Annotated in this window: 18 protein-coding genes; 13 read left to right on the top strand and 5 right to left on the bottom strand. The window is 35.4% G+C overall.

Translation table 11 applies throughout. The features are described 5' to 3' along the window. Positions 1-185 precede the first annotated feature (185 nt). From INR75_RS20505 to INR75_RS14080, 6 genes are all read left to right on the top strand, one after another. Positions 186-752: a CPCC family cysteine-rich protein gene (locus INR75_RS20505; protein WP_255584556.1), complete on the top strand. Its 567-nt coding sequence runs from the start codon at positions 186-188 to the stop codon at positions 750-752. Between the two features lie 209 nt (positions 753-961). Continuing rightward, on the top strand, positions 962-1,957 hold the full coding sequence (locus INR75_RS14100; protein WP_223089155.1) for an IS30 family transposase: 996 nt from the start codon (positions 962-964) through the stop codon (positions 1,955-1,957). Positions 1,958-2,082: 125 nt separating this feature from the next. Next, complete coding sequence (locus tag INR75_RS14095) at positions 2,083-2,472, top strand: IS630 transposase-related protein (RefSeq protein WP_223089280.1); 390 nt, start codon at positions 2,083-2,085, stop codon at positions 2,470-2,472. Further along, positions 2,469-3,335 carry an IS3 family transposase gene (locus INR75_RS14090; protein ID WP_223089279.1) on the top strand — a complete coding sequence of 289 codons (867 nt, stop codon included), beginning with the start codon at positions 2,469-2,471 and terminating at the stop codon, positions 3,333-3,335. The genes INR75_RS14095 and INR75_RS14090 overlap by 4 nt, the downstream gene beginning before the upstream one ends. A gap of 107 nt (positions 3,336-3,442) precedes the next feature. Next, on the top strand, positions 3,443-4,438 hold the full coding sequence (locus INR75_RS14085; RefSeq protein WP_223089155.1) for an IS30 family transposase: 996 nt from the start codon (positions 3,443-3,445) through the stop codon (positions 4,436-4,438). 66 nt (positions 4,439-4,504) lie between these two features. Further along, a complete protein-coding gene (locus tag INR75_RS14080) occupies positions 4,505-5,248 on the top strand; it encodes a hypothetical protein (RefSeq protein ID WP_223089278.1) in 744 nt (247 codons plus the stop codon). Between the two features lie 164 nt (positions 5,249-5,412). On the opposite strand, the gene INR75_RS14075 is transcribed toward INR75_RS14080, so the two are convergent. Beyond that, positions 5,413-6,399, bottom strand: a complete 987-nt coding sequence (locus INR75_RS14075) for an IS110 family transposase (protein WP_223089277.1) — start codon at positions 6,397-6,399, stop codon at positions 5,413-5,415. A 235-nt stretch (positions 6,400-6,634) separates the two neighbouring features. On the opposite strand from INR75_RS14075, the gene INR75_RS14070 reads away from it, so the two are divergent. The 7 genes from INR75_RS14070 to INR75_RS14040 all read left to right on the top strand — a co-directional run bounded on the left by INR75_RS14070 (position 6,635) and on the right by INR75_RS14040 (position 12,057). Then, positions 6,635-6,994: a hypothetical protein gene (locus INR75_RS14070; protein WP_223089276.1), complete on the top strand. Its 360-nt coding sequence runs from the start codon at positions 6,635-6,637 to the stop codon at positions 6,992-6,994. A gap of 60 nt (positions 6,995-7,054) precedes the next feature. Then, a protein-coding gene (locus INR75_RS14065) for an IS3 family transposase (protein ID WP_223088857.1) occupies positions 7,055-8,187 on the top strand; the annotation gives its coding sequence in 2 pieces (ribosomal slippage) (positions 7,055-7,316 and positions 7,316-8,187; 1,134 coding nt in all). Positions 8,188-8,215: 28 nt separating this feature from the next. Beyond that, positions 8,216-8,986 carry a hypothetical protein gene (locus tag INR75_RS14060; RefSeq protein ID WP_223089275.1) on the top strand — a complete coding sequence of 257 codons (771 nt, stop codon included), beginning with the start codon at positions 8,216-8,218 and terminating at the stop codon, positions 8,984-8,986. A gap of 133 nt (positions 8,987-9,119) precedes the next feature. Next, positions 9,120-10,055, top strand: coding sequence for a hypothetical protein (locus tag INR75_RS14055; protein ID WP_223089274.1), 936 nt, complete (start codon positions 9,120-9,122; stop codon positions 10,053-10,055). A gap of 107 nt (positions 10,056-10,162) precedes the next feature. Beyond that, the gene (locus INR75_RS14050) at positions 10,163-10,942 is read left to right on the top strand and encodes a TlpA disulfide reductase family protein (RefSeq protein ID WP_223089273.1); all 780 of its coding nucleotides are present in this window, start codon (positions 10,163-10,165) and stop codon (positions 10,940-10,942) included. Between the two features lie 33 nt (positions 10,943-10,975). Beyond that, a complete protein-coding gene (locus INR75_RS14045) occupies positions 10,976-11,623 on the top strand; it encodes a class I SAM-dependent methyltransferase (protein WP_223089272.1) in 648 nt (215 codons plus the stop codon). 185 nt (positions 11,624-11,808) lie between these two features. Beyond that, the gene (locus tag INR75_RS14040) at positions 11,809-12,057 is read left to right on the top strand and encodes a hypothetical protein (protein WP_223089271.1); all 249 of its coding nucleotides are present in this window, start codon (positions 11,809-11,811) and stop codon (positions 12,055-12,057) included. Between the two features lie 150 nt (positions 12,058-12,207). Here the strand turns inward: INR75_RS14040 and INR75_RS14035 are convergent, their stop codons facing one another. The 4 genes from INR75_RS14035 to INR75_RS14020 all read right to left on the bottom strand — a co-directional run bounded on the left by INR75_RS14035 (position 12,208) and on the right by INR75_RS14020 (position 22,150). Continuing rightward, complete coding sequence (locus INR75_RS14035) at positions 12,208-14,898, bottom strand: DUF5695 domain-containing protein (protein ID WP_223089270.1); 2,691 nt, start codon at positions 14,896-14,898, stop codon at positions 12,208-12,210. Between the two features lie 103 nt (positions 14,899-15,001). Then, positions 15,002-17,320 (bottom strand): alpha-L-arabinofuranosidase C-terminal domain-containing protein, encoded by a 2,319-nt coding sequence (locus INR75_RS14030; RefSeq protein ID WP_223089269.1) that lies wholly within the window; start codon positions 17,318-17,320, stop codon positions 15,002-15,004. A 39-nt stretch (positions 17,321-17,359) separates the two neighbouring features. Beyond that, a complete protein-coding gene (locus tag INR75_RS14025; RefSeq protein WP_223089268.1) occupies positions 17,360-19,054 on the bottom strand; it encodes a DUF885 family protein in 1,695 nt (564 codons plus the stop codon). 45 nt (positions 19,055-19,099) lie between these two features. Further along, on the bottom strand, positions 19,100-22,150 hold the full coding sequence (locus INR75_RS14020; RefSeq protein WP_223089267.1) for a beta-L-arabinofuranosidase domain-containing protein: 3,051 nt from the start codon (positions 22,148-22,150) through the stop codon (positions 19,100-19,102). Positions 22,151-22,166: the final 16 nt, after the last annotated feature.

The following is a 22,166-nucleotide window of genomic DNA, read 5'->3' as shown; positions in this document are numbered from 1 at the left end:
CCTCTAGATTAATATCATATCTTCGATATGATAAAGATGCCCATGCTGGGCACACACAACGCGTATGGTCAATTGCGGCTAATTACTTAATCGATATTCGATGTTTTTAGCTATATTTATTTTAAGCGGACACAATCTGGCTAACCAACCCGCAACTGTCCATACTCGAAACCGTTAGCACACATTTGAGAAAAATCGTGAAAATTGAAAGACCACATATTAAACTTCACAGAATAGATAACCAAACTGTTCTTGATGTTGATACGTGGGAATTAAAAGACATTATCGAAGATTATTTGCGTGAAGAGTGTGAAATAGACTACGAATTTTTTCAAGAAATAAATCCTGAATTAGCTAAAACCAATTACGAAAGTTATCGACTTTTCTTCTCTAAAGAGTACTCTGAAAACAAAATAGTTGACTTTTTGAAAAAATACTCTGACAAAGAATTGATTGAAATTGTGCAATTTCAAAGAGCTCAAGCAAATGGCAGATTTTACTGCGATTGTTGTGGTTACAATACGCTGAATGAAAAACCAAATGGAACTTATCAGATTTGTACAATTTGCTTTTGGGAAGATGACCCAATTCAAAAAAATGACCCGAACTATAAAGGTGGCGCAAATCGAGTTTCATTAAACCAAGCAAAAAAGAACTTTGCGGAATTTGGAGCTTGTGAAAGAGATTTGATAAAAAACGTGCAGAAGGTTCATAGAAGTGATATTCGAAATCCAAAATACGAAGCTGAATAAAAAACGTGTGCTAACAATGTATAACAACAATTGCGGCTTTGTGTCCTGCGGACACAACCGCACAAGCATAAAAGTCGGTAATTTTAGCTATCTTAGTTTTTAAACAATCCGCAACTGATTGTTATACAAGACCGTTAGCGGCAAACTTCATTGACGTACCCCGGATTCAATAACTCAACGCAACAAATCATATCCTTAGATTTGTTCAAATGAAGACCAAAAAATACAAACGATTATCCTTCAAAGAAAGAGTTATTATCCAGACACTGATCGATGAAGATAAAACGAAAGCCTTTATCGCCAAAAAGCTCAACAGAGCCAGATCTACCATATCCAGAGAAATCAATAAGCTTGTCGTTAATAAAGATGATAAATACGATGCGACATTAGCCAATTGGTTAGCGAAAGACGACTATCTCAACAAAAGAAACCTTGATAAAATCAATACCCATATAAAACTTAAGTTCTTTGTTTATAAAGGATTATTACAAGGTTGGTCCCCAGATCAGATTGCTGGCAGACTCAAAGATAAATACCCAAACGATCCGGTGATGTCCATTTCTTATGAAGCTATCTATATGCATATTTATAGACATAGACAGGCCAGTTTAAACAAAAAGCTAATCAAACTACTACCCTATCAAAAATCACAACGCAGAAGAGCTCATGCAAAGACCAAAAGAGGTTCGAAAATAAAAGATGTCATTAACATCAAAGACCGACCTAAACACATTGAAAATAGACTAGAGATAGGACATTGGGAAGGTGATCTAGTTATCGGTAAAGGACAAAAAAGTGCCATAGGAACTATCGTTGAAAGAAAATCAAGATTCGTATGTATCATAAAGCTAAAAGACAGAAAATCAGCAACAGTAACAAAGCAGTTTGCTAAAGTATTACAGGGCTTTAATCAACATTTAATTAAAACAATGACCTACGATAACGGGAATGAAATGGCTAAGCATAAAGACTTTACCAAAAAAACAGGGATCAAAGTTTATTTTGCAGATCCATATGCTTCATGGCAAAGAGGTACCAACGAAAATACCAATGGACTTATCAGAAGATACTTCCCTAAACGAACTGATTTTAATAAAGTTACAGCTAAACAACTTAAGCATGTTCAGGATAAACTCAACAACAGACCTCGAAAAATCATTAACTATAAAACTCCCAATGAGATTTTTAAACAAAATGCCGCATAAATTTTAAGATTTATACTAAATTGTACGAAACCAAAAATAGCAACAGTTGTTGCGTTAGAACCTTGAATGCGCCTACTTTCCTGAAATAGGTTGACTAAAAATTAAACCTTTTAGTACTATACCTAATGAAAGAACAAAATCAACACTGTCAAAAAAATTCCTACAAAAAAGTAGGTTACGATCTCAAGCTCCTGATCATTGATCAGATTCAAAATGCACAGATCTCTATCAATCATGCTTCCGATAAATATCAAGTTTCCAGAGCTTCCATCTATTACTGGTTGAAAAAATACAGTACTTTAGAACAAAAGAAACAAGGGATGAGCAAGAAAGATGAAATCAAAAAACTCAAAGAAAAAATAGAGGAACTGGAATTTGTCAAAGACTTCCAACAAGACATTATTGCTGACATGGAACTTATTACAGGTGTTGATATGGCAAAAAAGTCATTGCCCAAAACATTAGCAGACGAGATCGAAAAAAAGAAACTAAACCGTTCAAAAGAAAATGGTTGATCCAATGTTTTGGGATTTCTAAACAAGCTTTTTACAAACGATTAAGATCTCACAAGACCAGACAAGTTCAGCAACAGCTGATCATTCGGCTTATAAAAGAGTACCGAAATAAGTATGGAATGCGTACCGGTGGGATTAAACTCTATAAAGAATTAAAGAATGATATGAACCGACTCGGTATTAAAATAGGAAGAGATAAATTCTATCGTGTAATGCGGATGAATAACCTGCTCGTGCCTAAATTAAAGCGGTTCCATATCACAACCGATTCAAAACATCGATTCTTTAAATACAAGAACCTCGTAAAAGACAAAGTTCCAACCAGGCCGGAACAACTTTGGGTAAGCGATATTACCTATATCAAAACGCAGAACGGACACAGCTACCTGGCATTGGTTACAGATGCCTATTCTAAGCAAATTATGGGTTATAAATTAGCAAGTCATATGAAGACATCAATTTGCGTCGATGCCCTTAGAATGGCCATTAAAAACAGAAAATACAAAAATCAGAAACTCATCCACCACTCAGATCGTGGAATTCAGTACTGCAACCCGCTATATACAGGCTTTGCTGAGGATCATGGAATAGTAATGAGTATGACCGAGAAGTACGATCCATACGAGAACGCCGTGGCTGAGAGAATCAACAGAACGCTTAAATATGAATATGATTTAAAACGAACTATAAAAAATACTAACTTAGCGAAGAAGATGGTCAAAAGAGCTGTTGAGATTTACAACAACAAAAGACCGCATTTTAGCCTCAAGTTGAACACCCCTAACTTTGTTCATTTGAATAGAAATATAGAATATCATTCCTACAAAAGGAATAAACAAAATTTAGAACTATTGACCATTTAATCTGTCGAAAATTGAATCAAAAATGGTCAACCTATTTCAGTATAATACATGAACATTCCCGGATTCAATAACTCAACGCAACAAATCATATCCTTAGATTTGTTCAAATGAAGACCAAAAAATACAAACGATTATCCTTCAAAGAAAGAGTTATTATCCAGACACTGATCGATGAAGATAAAACGAAAGCCTTTATCGCCAAAAAGCTCAACAGAGCCAGATCTACCATATCCAGAGAAATCAATAAGCTTGTCGTTAATAAAGATGATAAATACGATGCGACATTAGCCAATTGGTTAGCGAAAGACGACTATCTCAACAAAAGAAACCTTGATAAAATCAATACCCATATAAAACTTAAGTTCTTTGTTTATAAAGGATTATTACAAGGTTGGTCCCCAGATCAGATTGCTGGCAGACTCAAAGATAAATACCCAAACGATCCGGTGATGTCCATTTCTTATGAAGCTATCTATATGCATATTTATAGACATAGACAGGCCAGTTTAAACAAAAAGCTAATCAAACTACTACCCTATCAAAAATCACAACGCAGAAGAGCTCATGCAAAGACCAAAAGAGGTTCGAAAATAAAAGATGTCATTAACATCAAAGACCGACCTAAACACATTGAAAATAGACTAGAGATAGGACATTGGGAAGGTGATCTAGTTATCGGTAAAGGACAAAAAAGTGCCATAGGAACTATCGTTGAAAGAAAATCAAGATTCGTATGTATCATAAAGCTAAAAGACAGAAAATCAGCAACAGTAACAAAGCAGTTTGCTAAAGTATTACAGGGCTTTAATCAACATTTAATTAAAACAATGACCTACGATAACGGGAATGAAATGGCTAAGCATAAAGACTTTACCAAAAAAACAGGGATCAAAGTTTATTTTGCAGATCCATATGCTTCATGGCAAAGAGGTACCAACGAAAATACCAATGGACTTATCAGAAGATACTTCCCTAAACGAACTGATTTTAATAAAGTTACAGCTAAACAACTTAAGCATGTTCAGGATAAACTCAACAACAGACCTCGAAAAATCATTAACTATAAAACTCCCAATGAGATTTTTAAACAAAATGCCGCATAAATTTTAAGATTTATACTAAATTGTACGAAACCAAAAATAGCAACAGTTGTTGCGTTAGAACCTTGAATGCGCCATTTTGCTATTAATTTTATGAATAATGTTCCTATATTAAGAAAAGAAAAATTTAAAGATTATTGGATAAATGGTTGTTTTGGAGGAATAATAACTGGTACTTTTCTTTTCCTCCTATCTCTAATAGAAAATAGCTTATTAAATTCATTTTATAATGGGTTAATTTGTTGTTTTACAATCATTTTTATTTTTTGTGTTGTAGGCTTTTTTAGTCAAGAATATTATTTAAGGAAAAAGAAAATCAAACAATTACAGTCTATAAGATATAGTTTCTTAGATAAAAACAAATTCAAATTAAATCCAGATCTATATTTCGAAGGAGTGTATAAAAGTTTTTATTTCAAAATCTATAATATGAGCGAAACGGTGAAAGTCGATAAGAAAAATAGAAAATTGGAATATGAAATTATCGAAGCTTTTTATGATTTTGATCCAAAATTAAATGATAATGATTTCGAGGATAAGTTGAGCGGTGATTATTACATTGGTAATGTCACATTTGAAAATCATCATGCCTTTTTAATTCCTAAAGATTGGATAAACCCAAACTTTGAGGAAAATATGGATGCTCTTATTGAAATATTTCATTGGTCTAAACTATATCCGTTGACTATAGAAAAATGGGAAAATACGATCGGTAAAAAATTAGAAAAAAAACAACTAGAAAATGAAAAGTTAAGAACAAGACAGATTTTGAAAATCGGAAAACTGGACATAAAATATATAAAAAACGAATAATCAGTCAGCCGCTAACAACGCGTATGGTCAATTGCGGCTAAATACTTAATCGATATTCGATGTTTTTAGCTATATTTATTTTAAGCGGACACAAACTGGCAAACCAGCCCGCAACTGTCCATACTCGTATTCCAAGGTTAAATCCAAGTTTTTTCTATTATTTTTCAGGCTGCAAATTTTTGTAATTCCACATATGGAGTTCCTCTCTTTACTACTGCAAAAACTCTGGATAATAGCTTATTGCGAACATTATTTAGCGCAATCATTTTGAGTTTACCTTCCTCTCGCTTTTTCTTATAATACTGTCTCAATTCACTGTCATATTGAATGGCGGTACAGGCTGCCATGCTAAGTAGGCTCTTCATTTGCCGATCTCCAATGGGGTGGCATTTCCGTTTTTTGAGAATGCTACTTCCCGAACTATGGCCAAAGGGTGCCGTGCCACAATAACTCGAGAATTGTCGCCAGCTATCAAATCGTTTAAAATTGTCAGTGTGGTAAAGCAATTGAGCGCCTACAATCAATCCTACACCTTTTAAAGAGGTAATCAACCTATAATTATGCGTTAATGTATCAGAAGTTCTTATAAGTGATTTTAGCTGCTTTTCTATTTTATTAATTTGTGAAGTCAGATGAGCTATAGAGCTTAAAAGTGTCTTGCAACAGGTATCTGTCGAACTACTGGTCAATAATTTCTTAAGCTCTGAAAGGGTATTCTTCAATCCCGTACGACTACGAACTAGCTGATCTCGTAAAGCCAGCAATCTACCTACTTCCAATAGTTCATTATTTTTAAGCTCACTCGGAGAAAGCTCCTCACGGTGAAGCCACCCATACCGTGCAATCATCTTTGCATCTACCACGTCATTCTTCTCTCTTATTACTCCTGAAGAACGTTTGATCACTATGGGGTTCTCTTGTACATATGCCTGCTTCTTTGATGATAAATATAATGCTAACTTCAAGGAATAATGACCGGTATTCTCAAAACAAAAAAACACTTTTTCCTTCTCATCGTTAGCCCATTTCAAAAGGGCTTTATAACCCTTTACATCATTACTGAATTCTCGATGGATATTACGATTATAGGCGTAGCCATCTAATTTACTTTTCGAAACATCAATTCCGATTACTTCTTGGTAATTTTTCATACTTTTAAAAAATTATTATTTGAAGGGTGCATTAACTAACTCCTTTAACGGGTCCATAAAAAGACCTGGTATTCCAAATGGTTCTTGCTACCCGTATGAAGAATGGAGGACTCTTACGACTATTGGACCTGTAATCTCGAAACCGTTCTAGTTCTCCTCCTTCTTCATCTCAAAGGTATATTATTAATAAACGAAGTAAAGGAAACCGTTGGCAGCAAGACAAAACAAATCATCAGTGAAAAACAAACTCCTATTATTCGCGTTTTTATTCTCATTATCATTTTATGGACAAAAAAAATTTGAACCTCAAATTTTGATTCTTACACCATTTTCCGTGAAGTCTGACAAAGACTTCAACAGAGAAATTACAGAAATAAATGATCGCATAAAAGAAAATCAAAATTCTGAACAAGGCCCTGAGTATCTCAATTCTCCAGATTTTAAAAATCAGCCAGAGAATATTCAAAAAATGATAAAGAGTGAATTTGAATTTTCTAAAAATTTAAATATCTATAGTAATGTAAGTTATATTTCAGAACAATTTTTGGCTTACAAGTTCTTTGAGAAATTCCCGAACCTATTGATTTCACTGTAAGCTTCCCTTAAAAGCGAACTGTTTAAAAGTATAATATTTTGCTTAATTTAAACAGTAATTATGAAGAAGAGTAAATATTCACCACAACAAATCGCCAAGATTTTAAAGGAATTTGATAACGGCAAAACGGCTGCTGAGATCAGCCGGGAGTACAAAATCAGCACAGCTGCTTTTTACAAGTGGCGGGAACGTTATGGCGGTATGAACGGTAAAGAACTTAAGCGTTTAAAAGACCTTGAGGAAGAAAATCGGAGGCTCAAGCAGATGTATGCCAATTTATCGCTGGATCATCAAATGGCCAAAGAGATTATTGAAAAAAAGCTTTAAAGCCCTGCCGTAAACGAGCTATCACAAAAGAACTTATTCATTACGGTATTAGTAGGGCATGCCGTGTTTTGAATATGAGTAAGAGTGTTTATTACTACAGTCCTTTGCCGAAGAACGACACTGCGATTGAAACAGCTTTAAAACAAAAGGCTGAAGAACATTCGGAAGAGGGCTTTTGGATGGCTTATGAACGATTACGCCATGAAGGTAAGCCTTGGAACCATAAACGGGTGTACCGGGTCTATAAAAAACTTGGTTTAAGTTTAAGAAGAAAGGTAAAAAAGCGATTACCGGCCAGAGTCAAAGAACCTTTGGAAGTTCCATTAGCTCCCAATCGTAGTTGGAGTATTGATTTTGTTACTGATGTTTTAGAGAATAAAAGACGCTTCCGCGGCCTAACAGTTATTGATGATTATAACCGGGAAGTATTACATATAGAAATTGATTTTTCATTGCCCAGCAAGCGTGTCATTTGGGTATTAAACCATTTAATTAATCGCAGGGAAAAACCTCAAAAAATAAGGATGGATAATGGTCCTGAATTTGTAGCTAAGATCGCCTCGGAGTGGAGTCAGATGCAAGGCATCATTTTTCAATATATCCAACCCGGAAAGCCGACACAAAATGCATTTATTGAACGCTTTAATGGAAGTTACCGAAGAGGAGTACTCAATAAGTATATCTTTGAAGATCTAAACCAAGTCAGGGAACAAACCCAAACTTGGATGGAAGATTATAATAACGTACGGCCACATGATGCCTTAGGAAAAATGGCACCTGTAGCCTATGCAGAATTTCATAGTTCTGGCGGTACCGCCAGAACTATGAAAAACAGTAATTTTAGACAATCAGGCAGTTCTAATTAGGGGAAGCTTACAATATTATCTGGCCGAAATGGATAGTTTACGGTCTAATAAGTTGAACTTATTTCTAGATAAACCATACAAAGATACGCTGTTATTAAAACAAATTGTGATCGATATAAAACAGCGAATACCACAGCAATCTGGTAAGCAACTTTATGATAAATGGTCTAACCTATACGATTATAATCGCAAATTAAAAGAGACTGAAAAAATAACCATTTTAGGAATAGATAAGAATTTTAATGATAGACGTACCGATATTTCGCGTGATTCTATTATGATGCTAAATTTTTTGAACATCATGACAAAGAAAAACTTGAAAAGCGAAAAATTTTATGGCTTTTTTGGATTTGCTCATGTTTTACAAGAAGCTTTTGGAGATAACGGTTACAAATCTTTTGCTGCCCGACTTAAAAAACACTTTCCAAAAAATCAAATTAACACATTTGTATGCTATAATATCGATAGCGAAGTGTATTTCCCTAAAAATGATCAATATCCTTCTCCCAATGATGAGAAAACAAAAATTCTAAATGAAGACGGTCCAATAATGTTGGTTAAAGGCATAAACGATCTTAAATGCCTCTCTAACGTTAATTCTGTAACATTATTTAAACTTAACAGTGAGATGTCTCCATATAATTCTTCACAGTATTTAAGCGGCATAAAAGTTAATTTTTTTGGCGGTGATGTATTACCAAGATCATCCAAAATACATACTACAGATGTGTTGCAATATGTATTTTTAATTCGTGATTCTACGCCAATAGAACCTTTTGAATCGATTGCTGTGGAATAATTAACAGGTAGCTAAACAAATACTTCATTAAAACATTAAGAATCGTATCCTATTTTTAGCTATTTTTGAAACATTAAAAACAGATAGTCGTTTTTGATAATGCTGTTCTTACATCAATCTCAATTCATCTTAAATGAAAAAAATTCGGGTATTATTTCTCGCTATTTTTAGTGTCATATATTTAATTTCGTGCGAACCATCTCCTTCAGAAAAACCAGAAGAAATTTTAGAAATTCAGGATCCAAATTTTAAAAATGCCCTTTTAAGTACCAATGCTGTAGACACTAATAATGATAGAATTGGAGATAGAAATATCGATCTAAACAATGATGGCTTAATACAGTTAGAAGAAGTTGAAACCGTTGAAAGTTTAATTCTTGGATTTGACTACGGAATTATAATAAATTCGGTTGATATTCGTGAAATTGAACACTTCAGTAATTTGAAGTACTTAGAACTTACCACTAGTACTAACGAGGGTTTTGTAGAAAATCTGAATGACGCAAAAGTTTCTTATGATTTTACGGCTCTTGGCAACTTAGAGATACTAATTATAAATCATTTATCTTCAAACTTATACGCTTCTATTAACGTTTCTAATTTAAAAAATCTAACCAAGCTGGATCTAACTCACAATAATCCTGGATATGAAATAGCACCAGAAGATTGGAAATATCCAACTCATTTTACCCGAATTTCGATGCAGGGTTGCGTTAACTTGGAAGAACTAATACTGGAGAATAGTTTTCTAATCGTTGATTTTTGTGAAGCGCCTTCTATAAAAAAACTAAATATGCGCTATTTGGAAGGTGGTGAGCCAGAAGTATTTGATTTTCATTGCCTGAAACAATTAGAAGAGCTTGATATTTCTGAAAACTTAATACACACACTTATCCTGAAAAATGGCTCTGTTTTAGATAAATTCTGGGCAAACTATATAGGAAATGCAGAGCTGGCAAATTATCCATTTATCAAGGAGGTTTGTATCGATGATATTCCTGAAGAGCTTGAGCAAATTTCAGAAATAATTAATGAGGACACTGTAGTTACAACAGATTGTACTTTTTAAAAGTTTCAAATGTAATTTCAAGTGAATAAGCTATTGCAATCTAAAAATATGGATTATCTTAAGGCACACCTTAAAAGATCATCATGCAATCAATCAAAAAAACAAGCTTGTCAAATCTAATTTTATTCTCATCGCTATTTATTTTATTATTTAGTTGTAAGGAAAAGCCACCACTATACGGCACACCAAATGTAGATATTGCTACAATCCAGAATCATTTTTCAAATTGGTATAAATATGACAAAATCTATATCGATCTTAGTAAAGATTACCGTGCGTTGAACGCAACTTCCGAAGAAATAGAAAAAGAAGCTTTTTTAGAAGAACTGAGTACCGGTAAATACTTTGTGGTTAGAATGAATTCTGCTAAGGATCTAACCTTCTACAAGCTAATAGAAATTCCTGAAGATGGTAATAAAGAAATGGGAAATTTGCTTGCTAAGAAAGCCGAACGAGAATTACGAAACATAAGATTTGTAAATAAACCTTTACCAGATTTTGATTTAAAAAACCTAAATGGTAAATCTTACGATATAAGTCAGATCAAGGATAAATATCTGGTGCTTAATTTTTGGTATACCAACTGCGGAAAATGTAAATCTGAACTGCAAGATATCGAAGCTCTTGTTCAAAAATACAAGTATCGCGACATTGAATTTCTTAATGTATCAATAAATGAGGAACATACTTTAAATAACTATTTAGATGATAAAGATTATCAGGTAACAATGCTACGCCTAAACAAAAAATTTGTGCTGGATAGTTTAAATATTCGCCTCTTCCCTACTTACATGATCATCGATCCCAAAAAGAAAGTGATTAATGTTTCCAATAATTCAAGGCAATTAGAAAAACGAGTTAACGAGATTATAGGTCAATTAAAATGATTATATTTCGATCTTCAACCTTTTAAACCATCAATGGAGTATTCTAAGAAACCGGGGAAATACTATGTAGATTCCAGACCAGAAATGCAGGCCCTATTACCAAATAAAGCAAAAAAAATATTGGATGTAGGATGTGGCCAGGGCGCTATGAGTGCTGAACTTAAAAAGCAACATCAAATCGAAGCCTGGGGAATCGAGTTTATGGAAGATGAAGCAAAAATGGCTAAGGAACGCCTGGATAATGTGATCAATCTAAAATTAGAAGATGCAATCGATTTATTACCAGATAATTACTTTGATGCGATTTATTTAAATGATGTCTTAGAACATCTGGCCTACCCAGAAGACTCGTTAAAAAAGATCAAGACAAAATTAAGCGAAAACGGAGTAATTATTAGTTCGATTCCTAATATTCGTTCTCACAAAGTAATAACCAGGTTTATATTTCAGGGCGACTGGAAATATCAAAAATCTGGTGTGATGGATTATACCCATTTACGTTTTTTTACCTCAAAGAGTATTAAAAGAATGTACGAAAATAACGGCTTCGAGATCGTCGAGCATTTTGGTATTAATAAATCTAAATCCTTAATGCCTTATGTTTATAACATCTTATTATTTTGTACGGCCTTAGATTGCTTTTACCCACAATTTGCAACCATCGCGAAGAAATCTGCTTAAATAGCTAAATTAAAAAAACCATAGAAATTATAGAATATCGATTTAGAATACTAAGTCGATTTTCTATGTTTCTGAAATGCTTTTTATAACTGATTTTATCCCAAAAAACTGATTTTCACAGTTTTTTAAAATAATTCCCTTCTCTTTTTTCTAAATTGAAGCTATTGCGCATTAAATTCAGCATAATGAAATTACTTTTTAGAGCGATCATCGGATTAATATTGGCGATATTAGCTATTTTACCCTTCATTTTTTTAGGACTGTCTTTGTACGATGCTTTTCCTAATTTCTACGGAATTTTAGCATTGACAATGATTTCTATACTGAGTTTATGGATCGCCTATGGCATTTTTAAGCTCATAAAGGGCAAAGGAATATTAAAAATACTAAGTTATCCCTACGCATCTCCAGATATGGATAAAATTAAAAAGTAAACTACCTGATTTTCAACAAGATCTATTTTAAGTATAGTATCTCTATACGATTATTAAATCATTAAAGCATAAATAAAGAGAGGCAAAAACCTCTCTTTTTAACACATCAAAAACAATTAAAACTATATTGAATAACTAACAAACTACTTTTTATTCGATGCTAATTGAAATAGATTTTTTCTTCAACGGAATTTTATAAGCACCGTTCATTTTATCGAATTTCAGATCTAATTCTTTATTCGATCTTAAATAAGCTTCCGGACTATCCTTGGTTTTCTCATTTAAAATCAATTCTATTTCTCCTGAAGAGGTATCGTATATCAATTCTTTAAACGAACCTGCATCTAGCGTTAACCATAATCCTTTTGGTTCAAAATAGATCTTACTTTTTGCTGCAGTAGTTAGGCTTACGATAATTTCATCATCATCTTCCTCGATATTTCCACCAAAAGAAAGCCATCCCAGATCTTCATTATCGGTAATATAAGTGGCCGAATTAATCGCATAACCAAAGAAGTTAGATCCATAATCACCTGATAAATAATCGATTCTCATCGTCGATGGATATGAGTGGAAAGCTGCAGATCCAAATCCATCTTTTGTGATGTTAGAGATCGCTCCTAAAGTTCCGCCATAACCAACTTTTAATAGATAGAAATCTGGATTGTTTCTATAAGCTTTTAAAACCGGGATCGCATTTAAACCAGATCCATAATGATGAATTTGGCGTTCTACTCTCGATAATTTACCTCCGTAAAGGAAATCCCAATATCTACGTGCGTTACCGTTATAAGCCCAGTGCGGCATTGTAGGCATATAGGCCAAAATCGCATTCAAAGTAACGTTTGCCTTTTGCTGATACCCAAAATAATCACTCCACATAAATACTTCTTCCTGCCCCGTAGAATCCCAAGGCATTTCGCTACCAAATGGATAATTTAAAGACTTCCAGTGATCTGCTCTTTTCTTCATTGAAGCTTCTAAGCTGGTCGCCATCTCGGTTAATCCTTCTGCTTGTAGATCTTTTAAAATGTTTAAGAACACTGTTCCTTCCATTTGCCCAAAAACAGCATACCAGGGCGCTAATTCTGGCATCGTAACAGAGGTGTGATATGCCTGCTCTAGATACCATTTCCAATCATGATTATCTACCAATCCTTCGTGATATCTAGATAAACGATACATTACCCAGTAAGCAGCGGCTACGTGAGGATAGTTATACGATCTTCCTGGATCACCGGCATGCTCTTTATTCCATGCTGCCCAAGTGTTGTAGTTTATATCATCACGATATGTTCCTTTTGGTAAAGAATCTGGCTCGTAATAAAAAATACTTTTCTTAACTCCGTATTTTCTTTTTCCTTCATCATACTGAATACCACCCCAAAGTGTTTCATCAATAAACAATTCCAGTTTTTCGATCTCTGCTTTTTCTGGCTGAATAAGTTGCTTCATCATGGCTCCTAACCAGCTACCAGCTCCACCTTCATCACTTAATCCGGCTACCCAAGCACGGCTATCCTGAGTAATTTGCTTTTTATCTTCGTAATCGTAAGAGATCACCGAGTTTGTTCTTCCGAAGAATTCATCAGGCTGGTCAAACCACTGCTCAGTCATCAAGAAATGTCCAAAATCATCTACAACTTCGGTTTCTGGCTTAATCACTTTATAGTTTATCGTTTGTTCTAAACCATCTTTATAAGTTACCGTTACACGGCTTCTGCCCCAAATATTTCCTTTTACCTCATATTCGGTAAAACCGGCTCCTTTTTTTTCAATTTCAGAAATCGTGATCGCTCCTTTTGGTTCTACCAAAATCTCTTCTACAGCTTCTGGATAGTTAAGGAATAATTTCCCGTCTACATCCATTGGCAACACATAACCTGGTACACCAACGGCTACCGGTCTTTGCTCTTCGATTAATTTATCCTGAATTTCTTTGATGCTAGGCGCTAATACAAACTTCAATGCGAAATTCTGCGTTTCCCCTGCTCCAAGGCTTAAAGAAGTTGGTTTATTCCATTGGTCTTTATCTTTCCACTCTTTTTCAGCATAAGCTTTACTAAGCGCCATCCATTCGTGAACACCTTCAAAAACAATACTTCTATTACTAGGATCGTCATTTAACGGTCGATAAGCTTCAAACGGCATATTGCTTTCTGGTAACACCAATAAAGCTTCGCCTTCGCCAGTAAGATGTTTTACTTCTAAATACCCGGCATCATTCCCAATATATGGGTCAAAAAATACATTATCGGCATGCGTTTCATCTAAATGCTTTCCTTCTAAAATGTTATTGAAAGCCATTGGCGTTCCTAAAGCACCAATTTCAACAGATTTGCTTGTTGGGTTTGTAATTTCAAAACGCAATACCAAACCACCGTCTTTTTTCTCGTAGTATCTTTTAATGCTAAGTGGGTTTTCTTCACCTAAAGTATTACTTAGATCTGCGGCTGCTAAAACATTACCAGATACTGATAAAGCTTCTACTTTTTTACGATGCTTAGCCGTAGAAAAAGACTTCCATTCGCCATCTGCTCCTTTTATTCTGAAGTTTAGATCGCCAATATAATAGATACCGTCTTTATCACGAATTTCGATACGCTCACCCGGAGTAAAATCGAAATCTGGATCTGAATTTGGGTATAAGCCCGCTACGGTTTGTGAGGCATTTACCAGTTTTAGCGTAAATTCGTTGGTTTTTACCTCAGTAAAACCTTCTTCAATCCCAAGTGTAGATTCCCGGTCTTTAAGGTTATCCCAATAGGTAGATTCCTGCTGTGCATTTGCCGTTATCGTTATCAAAAACCATAAAAGCAATGTCTGTAATTTAGTTTTCATGTTCATTTTTTACTCAATTCTCAAGAATTACATTCAAAAATGGCTAATCCTGATTTCTATTTTTAATGTTTTATTTCGTCGGAAAAATAAATTTTCTCCTAACTTATTTATTCACTTTAAACTTATAGATTCCTGCGCTTTCCTTCGGAATTTCTATAGCGTTTTCTGAAATTTCTATTCCAGCTTCAGAAATACTAATTCGCTCTTTATTTTCTTCATCATTAAAAACCATATCATTTTCTCCTGAAATAATAAATGATTCTCCTGAAGTAGCTATGCTTTCTGAAATTCCGTCTAATTTTAAAGATTGTGTCTCATGCGTAGCGTTTACTACTGAAATTGTAAGAAATTCGCCATCTTCTGTTAGCGTGGCTGAAACATCTAAAGGCTCTGGCGATCCGGTAAATTCAACCGGCTGCGTACCAAATTCCTGACGATATAATTTTAAAACTAATCCCGTTCCTTCTAACCACGCATCGGTCTTAGTGGTTTTAATCGCTCCAATTACATTCACGGTTTGCGCATAATTAGCCATGTAATAAATATCAGACTGGCGAGAAAATTCATTCAATCCCGCGGCAATACCTAAAGCGTCTCTTAAAAAGTATCGTGTCCCTAGTAATCCGTAAACATGCGGCCCATACCAGTAATTCCACTCGTCCATCGCGATCTTGATATTCTTCTCTGCAATGCCAGGGATTTCTCTACGCGCTCTTCTATGTTCTTCAGCTACGGCCTCGATTACTTCTGGCATTTGGTTTACGTGCGTTAACAATCCACCGGCATGCCAGTTTTGTTTGTAAAAATGCTCACTAATAAAGGTCATATATTCAGCACTATTCTTGTACATCATATCATTCCATTTACCTGGATAACCAACAGCAATAAGATCGATGTTTGGATCTACATCCCACATTGCCTTAGCTACTTTATTATGCTTTTTCACATAATCTTCGATTGGCATGTGGCCTAACTGCCAATCACCAAACATTTCGTTTCCTACGGCCCAAAGTTTCACATTATAAGGTTCTGGATGCCCATTTTCAGCTCTCCATTGTCCCATTTTTGTAGAAGCAGCTCCGTTAAAATATTCAACTTCGTTAGCAGCAAGTTCTGCCGTTCCAAGTCCGGTGTTTACTGCAATATTCGCTTTTGTTTCTAAGATCTCACAAAGCTCCATAAATTCGTGAATACCAACATCGTTATATTCTAAACCATTCCAGGCTCTTTCAAATTTTGTAGGACGCTTATCTGGATCGCCAATACCATCTTTCCAATCGTAACCCGAAACAAAATTTCCACCAGGCCATCTGTAAATTGGCGCATCTAATTGTTTCATTAGTTCGATCACTTCAGGACGGTAACCTTTAATATTGTCACTTGGCATTAAAGAAGCTGCAGCTAATGTTAGTTTTCCTGTTCCTTCAAAAGTGATGTCTAAACTTCCATTATCGCTAGTTTCTTCAGAAGAAAATTCAAAAGTTATTTTCTGAAAATTACTGCCAGAAACATCGAAACTCTTCTCATTTCCATTTAATGCAATAGTAACTTTTTTAATTCCATTTCCTTTAAAAACCAATCGCCCTTCATAAGTTTTGCCAGAAACAAGCGCTAACTTTTGTTGTTTTAAGCTTAAATTATTTTCTACCTGATACACCGGTAATTTTCCCTGTGAATATGAATACGAACTATCGATGCTAACCGAATTGGTATCTACAGCTGTTTCCCAAGGTGATTTTTTTGTACCCGGAACATAATAAAATTTACGATCGTCCAGCATTTCTGCCCACATACCGCCGTAAATAGATTTTCCCATATGCTCTATAAACTGCCCATAGATATATGGTGACATAGGATCTAATTTTTCGTCCAGGTTTACAGTAATTTCCGGTTTTAATTCTTTAGCTGAAATTTCTTCTATTTGAAAATTATCAAAATAGATCTTTCCTTTTGCCTGTCCTCTTTTTCCAAGTAAAAGCTCTAGCATAAAACTATCGTCCATTTCTGTAGAGAATTCCATGTCGACTTTTGTCCAATCGGTATCTCCCTTAAAAATAGTATCACCTGTAAATTCAAATTTTCCAAGTCGTAATCCGGCACCACTATATTCGCTTTCGCCTTCTACACCTTCGGTTTTTACGAAACCAGTTACTTTATAGGTAGCAAAAGGTTTTACATCAATTTTTTTAAACCAACGTTCAGCAGTTAAGGTATCTGAAGATAACATAAGTACCTGCGAATCGTATTGATCTGAAGCTGCATCTGTATAATGAGCCGGTGCGCTCCAGGGCTCGTATTGCCAGCCACTTTCTTTTATATCGCTATCCTTTGCCGGAGATAATAAATTTTCGTTTTCTTCTTTTACGCAAGACCATAGTGTACAGACCAGAAGCAAAAGAAATAATATGTTTAATTTTTTCATTTAATGAGTTTGAGTTAGAGTTATTTTGAGTGTAATGATTTACTTAAATTCGGTTGAGAATTTCCAGTTTGCTTTATAATTTTTAGGAATGTCTTTGTCTTCTAGTAACAAACGAAGTACAGCCACCGGCATCATATGTTCTTTCATCACACGGTCGTGGAATTCTTTTTCTGTCCATCCCTTTTCTAAAAGTTCATTTCTAAGGGCATAAAACTGAAGTCCACCGATCATATACGCTAATTGATATAATGGCGGGGTGTACGATGTTGCAAAAGATCGGCGAACTTCAGCTTCAGCATTGGCATACTCATGCCCTACTTCGTCTACTAACATGTCTATACATTGCTGCGGAGTCCATTCTCCCAACTGATATTTTAAAGAGAAAATTATACGTGCACAACGATGAATTCTCCAAAAAAGCATTCCCATTTTTTCTTCCGGAGTACGTGGGAATTCTTTATTCCATAAAATGATTTCCCAATAAAGTGCCCAACCTTCCATCCAAAAAGGAGTATCAAATGAACTACGATAAGGTTTATTACGTTGGTTCATATAAAATTGAAGGTTATGTCCCGGGTGCAATTCGTGTTGTACGGTAGGAAATGAGAAGTTTGGATTATTACCACGCATACTCATTAATTTATCTTCGTGCTCCATTCCTTCTGTTGGATACGAGATACTAATTTCCCATCCTCCAGTAAAAAACGGATTTACTTTTTGTCTTTCTGGCGTCATCATGATCATTCCCCAGGTTTCTTTTGCCAGTTCTGGGATGGTAATTAGATCGCGCTCTTCAATAAATTCTACTGAATGATCGTATAAACTATTAATCGCTTCCGGCTGTTTTCCCGGCGCTACATAAGTATTTTTCACATGCTCTAAAGCCGCTTTCCAATCGTCTCCATAGCCCATTTCGTTTGCCGCTTTGATCATTTCAGCTTTACACCAGGCAAACTGACTTTCGGCAGTTTCGATTAGCTCTTCAGGAGTGTATGGAATAAACTCATATTCGAGGTTTTTGATCAATGTTTTTCGACCTACCGGTTTCCCTATGATTCCGCTTCCATCGTCTTTCTGACTATCTTTTGAATAGTTTTCGCTAAGAAATTCAGCATATTCCTTCAGTTTTTGATCTAAAGAAGCATACGGATTCTTCATCCACCAGGTAAAATCTGGATCGTAATCATAATAGAACTTATAGGCTTCTCCTAAACCACGTTGAAGCGAATAAATGATCGCTGCAGCCTTTTCAGCCTTCAACCAATCTTCAAATTCGTTATTTTTAAGTGCTTTTATTTTTTCTGAAATCCTTTTTTCAGCATCATTAAAAGTCATCGCCAAAGCTTTTGCATCTGGCTGATTTCCTCTTCTTCTTTGCTTAATAAAAGAGTACAAATTATCTGCAAAATCAACTACAAAAGCAACTTCTTTGAAAGCATCGTAATCCTGATTTAGCAAATATTCTTCTTTTTCGATCAGGTTTCTTAAAAGCACATAATCTGCTTTTCCATCTTTCGATAAACCATTAAAATCAATATCCTTTAGTTTGGCTTCCCATCCTATATAAAATTGATTGTAACGTTCGTAGTATTCTTTAGATTCACGAATATTATAAGTACGTCTTAACGCAAATTTATCGGCTCTAAAGGTGTTAATTACATCGATCATTTCATTAGCATAAATGCTACTGGAAAGGCTTATAAATACGAAAAGACAACTTAATAATTTCTTCATAATGTAATCTGAGATATTAGGTTTTAGAATTCTGATAAAAAAGTATTATTCAAGATCTACATCCAGATACACTGAATGTCTACCATAAGTTTCGTAAAATGGTTTGTAGGTAATTCCGTCGATCTCGAACGTAAGTTTCTCTGGATTTCCTTTAATTGATGCTCCAATATCTTCAGCACCAAAATTCACTTTACGCCATTCGGTTCTTGGTTCGTTTTCCTGAGCTGCTAATAATACAGGGCCATAAAATAAACTTGCGATATTTTGCTGATCCATCACAGGATCTAAATGGAAGCCAAAAGGCATTTTTAATTCTACCGTATCACCATCTTTCCACTTTCTACTTAGCGTTAAATAAGTTCCTGGAGTAGCTTCCACGCTTTCTTCTTTACCGTTGATCTTAACGATAAATCCTTTGGTTGCCCAACCTGGCACACGTAATTTAAGATCGAACTTTCCTTTACCGTTAATCGTTAATTTGGTATGATCTTCTTTAGGGAAGTTAGTTTCCTGTGTCACTTTTATTTTCTCCTCATGCCAATGTAAAGTAGATGGCACATAAAGATTCACGTATAAAGATTTATTATCTGCTCCCTTAAAATAGATCGAATTCTGAAGTTTTGTACTACTTTCTAAAGCCGTACCGTTACAACAGGTAAAACCGGTCATATTTGGGTTTCCAAAACTTTTTCTTGATCCAGGACGCAACGGAACATGATAGGTATTTGCTGGAGAATCTTCAGCTACTGAAGCTAAAATATGATTGTATAATCCACGCTCGTAATAATCCATAAGCTCCGGGCGCTGTTCGTAAAGGAATAAATTACGAGTAAGTTTTAGCATATTGTAAGTTGCACAGGTTTCGTTTTGCCCACCGGCAGATAAACCATTTTCGTATAAAGTTCCCGGCTGTGCTATAAAACATTCGGCATTTGCAGGGTTTCTGGCTCCGGCAACTCCGCCAATACTGTACATATAATCGTTCGTAGCTTTCACCCAAAAGTTATCGGCTACATTAAAATATTCCGATTTATCTGAATCACGATACATTTCCAACGCACCAACGATCTGTGGGATATGTTGATTAGCATGTAATCCTCTAAAAGTATCTACGTTTTTAGCTAAACCATGAGAATGATTAGCATCTCCAAAAAACACTTTGATGTTATCAAAAAGTCGGGCAGTTTCTAAATAAGCATCTTTTCCTGTGATTCTATATAAACGCGCCATAGCTTCATTCATTCCCCCAAACTCTCCAGCGATATAGCGATTCCACATGCTAATAAGGGTTTCGGTTGGTAACTCACTAAGACGAGCATACACCCAGTCTCCCATTCCTTCAGCAACTGCTAAAGCTTTTTTGTTTCCGCTTACTTCATAAATATCCATTAATCCGGCAAGGATTTTATGAAGCGTATAATATGGTGCCCAAACCTGGGTTTCCTGTCCGCCATAAGTAGCGCCTTCTTCCAGCATAATAAATTGATCTGGTGGATAGGCACTAATAAATCCTTCTCCCCAATTCCAATAATCGGTACGGATACCTTCTTCACTAAGATCTGAACTATAGATCTCTTTTCCTGGTCCCATAGGAACCGTAGTTGGATCGGCGTTGAATTCGCCACCTTGTTCAGTAGCTTTTCCAGACATTTGCGATAGATCGTATAAGGTATTGACCATATACGCCATTTTATCGGCAAAATTTTGCTGTAATTCTTTATCGTAACCTGTGCTTGCGTAAGCCTGTGCGATTGCCGTTAAATAGTGACCAGAAGCATGGCCTCGTAATTTCGTTTCCTGCGTATCCCAAACGCCAAGTGGTTTTGCACCTTGCGGTTGCTCTTGTCCAAAGGCATTTCTGAACATATATAAGAATGAGTCAGGATCGGTTTCAGCGAGCGTATTTATAAATTTATCGCGATTTTCAATGAATTTCGTGTTTTGGCCATTCGCATTGGCATCTAAACTAACCGCGTCTAAATCAAAAGCTTCTAAGGTTCTGGATGGTTTTTCAGCAGCAATAGTTTGCACTACATTAACGGTCGCTTTTGGTTTCAAATCTGTTCCGGCTACGCTTCCAGTTACCGTATAAGTTCCGGTTTTTAAAACTTCACTATTATCTGTTGGTGCTGGCCAGGTTACTTTTACTTTTGGTCCTTTTAAGCCATTTTTATAAGTTCCTTCTAGTGTTCTTGGTAATCTTGGTAAAACGCCTACTGCAGTTTGTACTTCAATATTTTCTACGGAAGTTAAAAACTCATTGTATAGTTGCGGAGCGGTTCTTGAAAATTCAGGTAGGTTATCCTGAGGTTCTTTATGCTCGTTTACCACACCATCGCGCTTTTTAAAGGCATTTTCAAAAATTCCTTTTACCTGGTTGTCGGTAAGTCCTATTCTATACAATCTAAAGTCATGAATACTGGCATCTAAAGTCGGCTTGTCTTCAGCAATAGATCGACCAATATATAATTTGTTTTCTTCGCCAGATTCTACGTTAAAAACATCTGATAATTCAAGATCGATTTCTTCTTCTAAACTTACCTGAACGCCGTTGATATAGGTTTTTATAGTTTTGGAAGGAACATCGATCACCAATACCAAATGCGACCAGCAATCTTTTGGAACTTCAGCTACAGAAGTCGATAATGTGTATTTTTTGCTTGAATTTTTAGCGACTTCAGCTGTGAAATCTTTCGTTTCTCCAATTCCGAAGGGAGCCAAATAAGCGTGCGTGTTTTTATTTTTTCCGAAGTCAAAAAGAATTTGGTCAGTATCTATCGAATTTAACTTGACCCATCCCACCATACTAACCGACTCGACATTGCTTAATGCGGAAGATGGTAAAGAAATATAAGCATCTCCTGAAAGTGACAGCACATTTTTAAATAATTCGTCTTTTACAAATTTCGCGTCACCTTTAATCGTTGCATGCAGGTTATTACGAGACCAGTCTTTGGCATCTTTATCAAAAACATAGCGGGCAATTAAACCTGTTTCTCCAATTCCGTCAAGAATTTGATCACCCTGAGCGCGGACTTCAACTAATCCTGCGATCATAACGCAAATAAAACAGGTGACAATTTTGTACAATTTCATATGATAAATCTTTCGG

Origin of the sequence: Zunongwangia sp. SCSIO 43204 (genome assembly GCF_019904275.1) — a bacterium.
In the GTDB taxonomy this organism is placed as follows: Bacteria; Bacteroidota; Bacteroidia; order Flavobacteriales; family Flavobacteriaceae; genus Zunongwangia; species Zunongwangia mangrovi.
The sequence above is the reverse complement of the archived record's forward strand: the minus strand, read 5'-3'. Positions and strand labels throughout refer to the sequence as shown.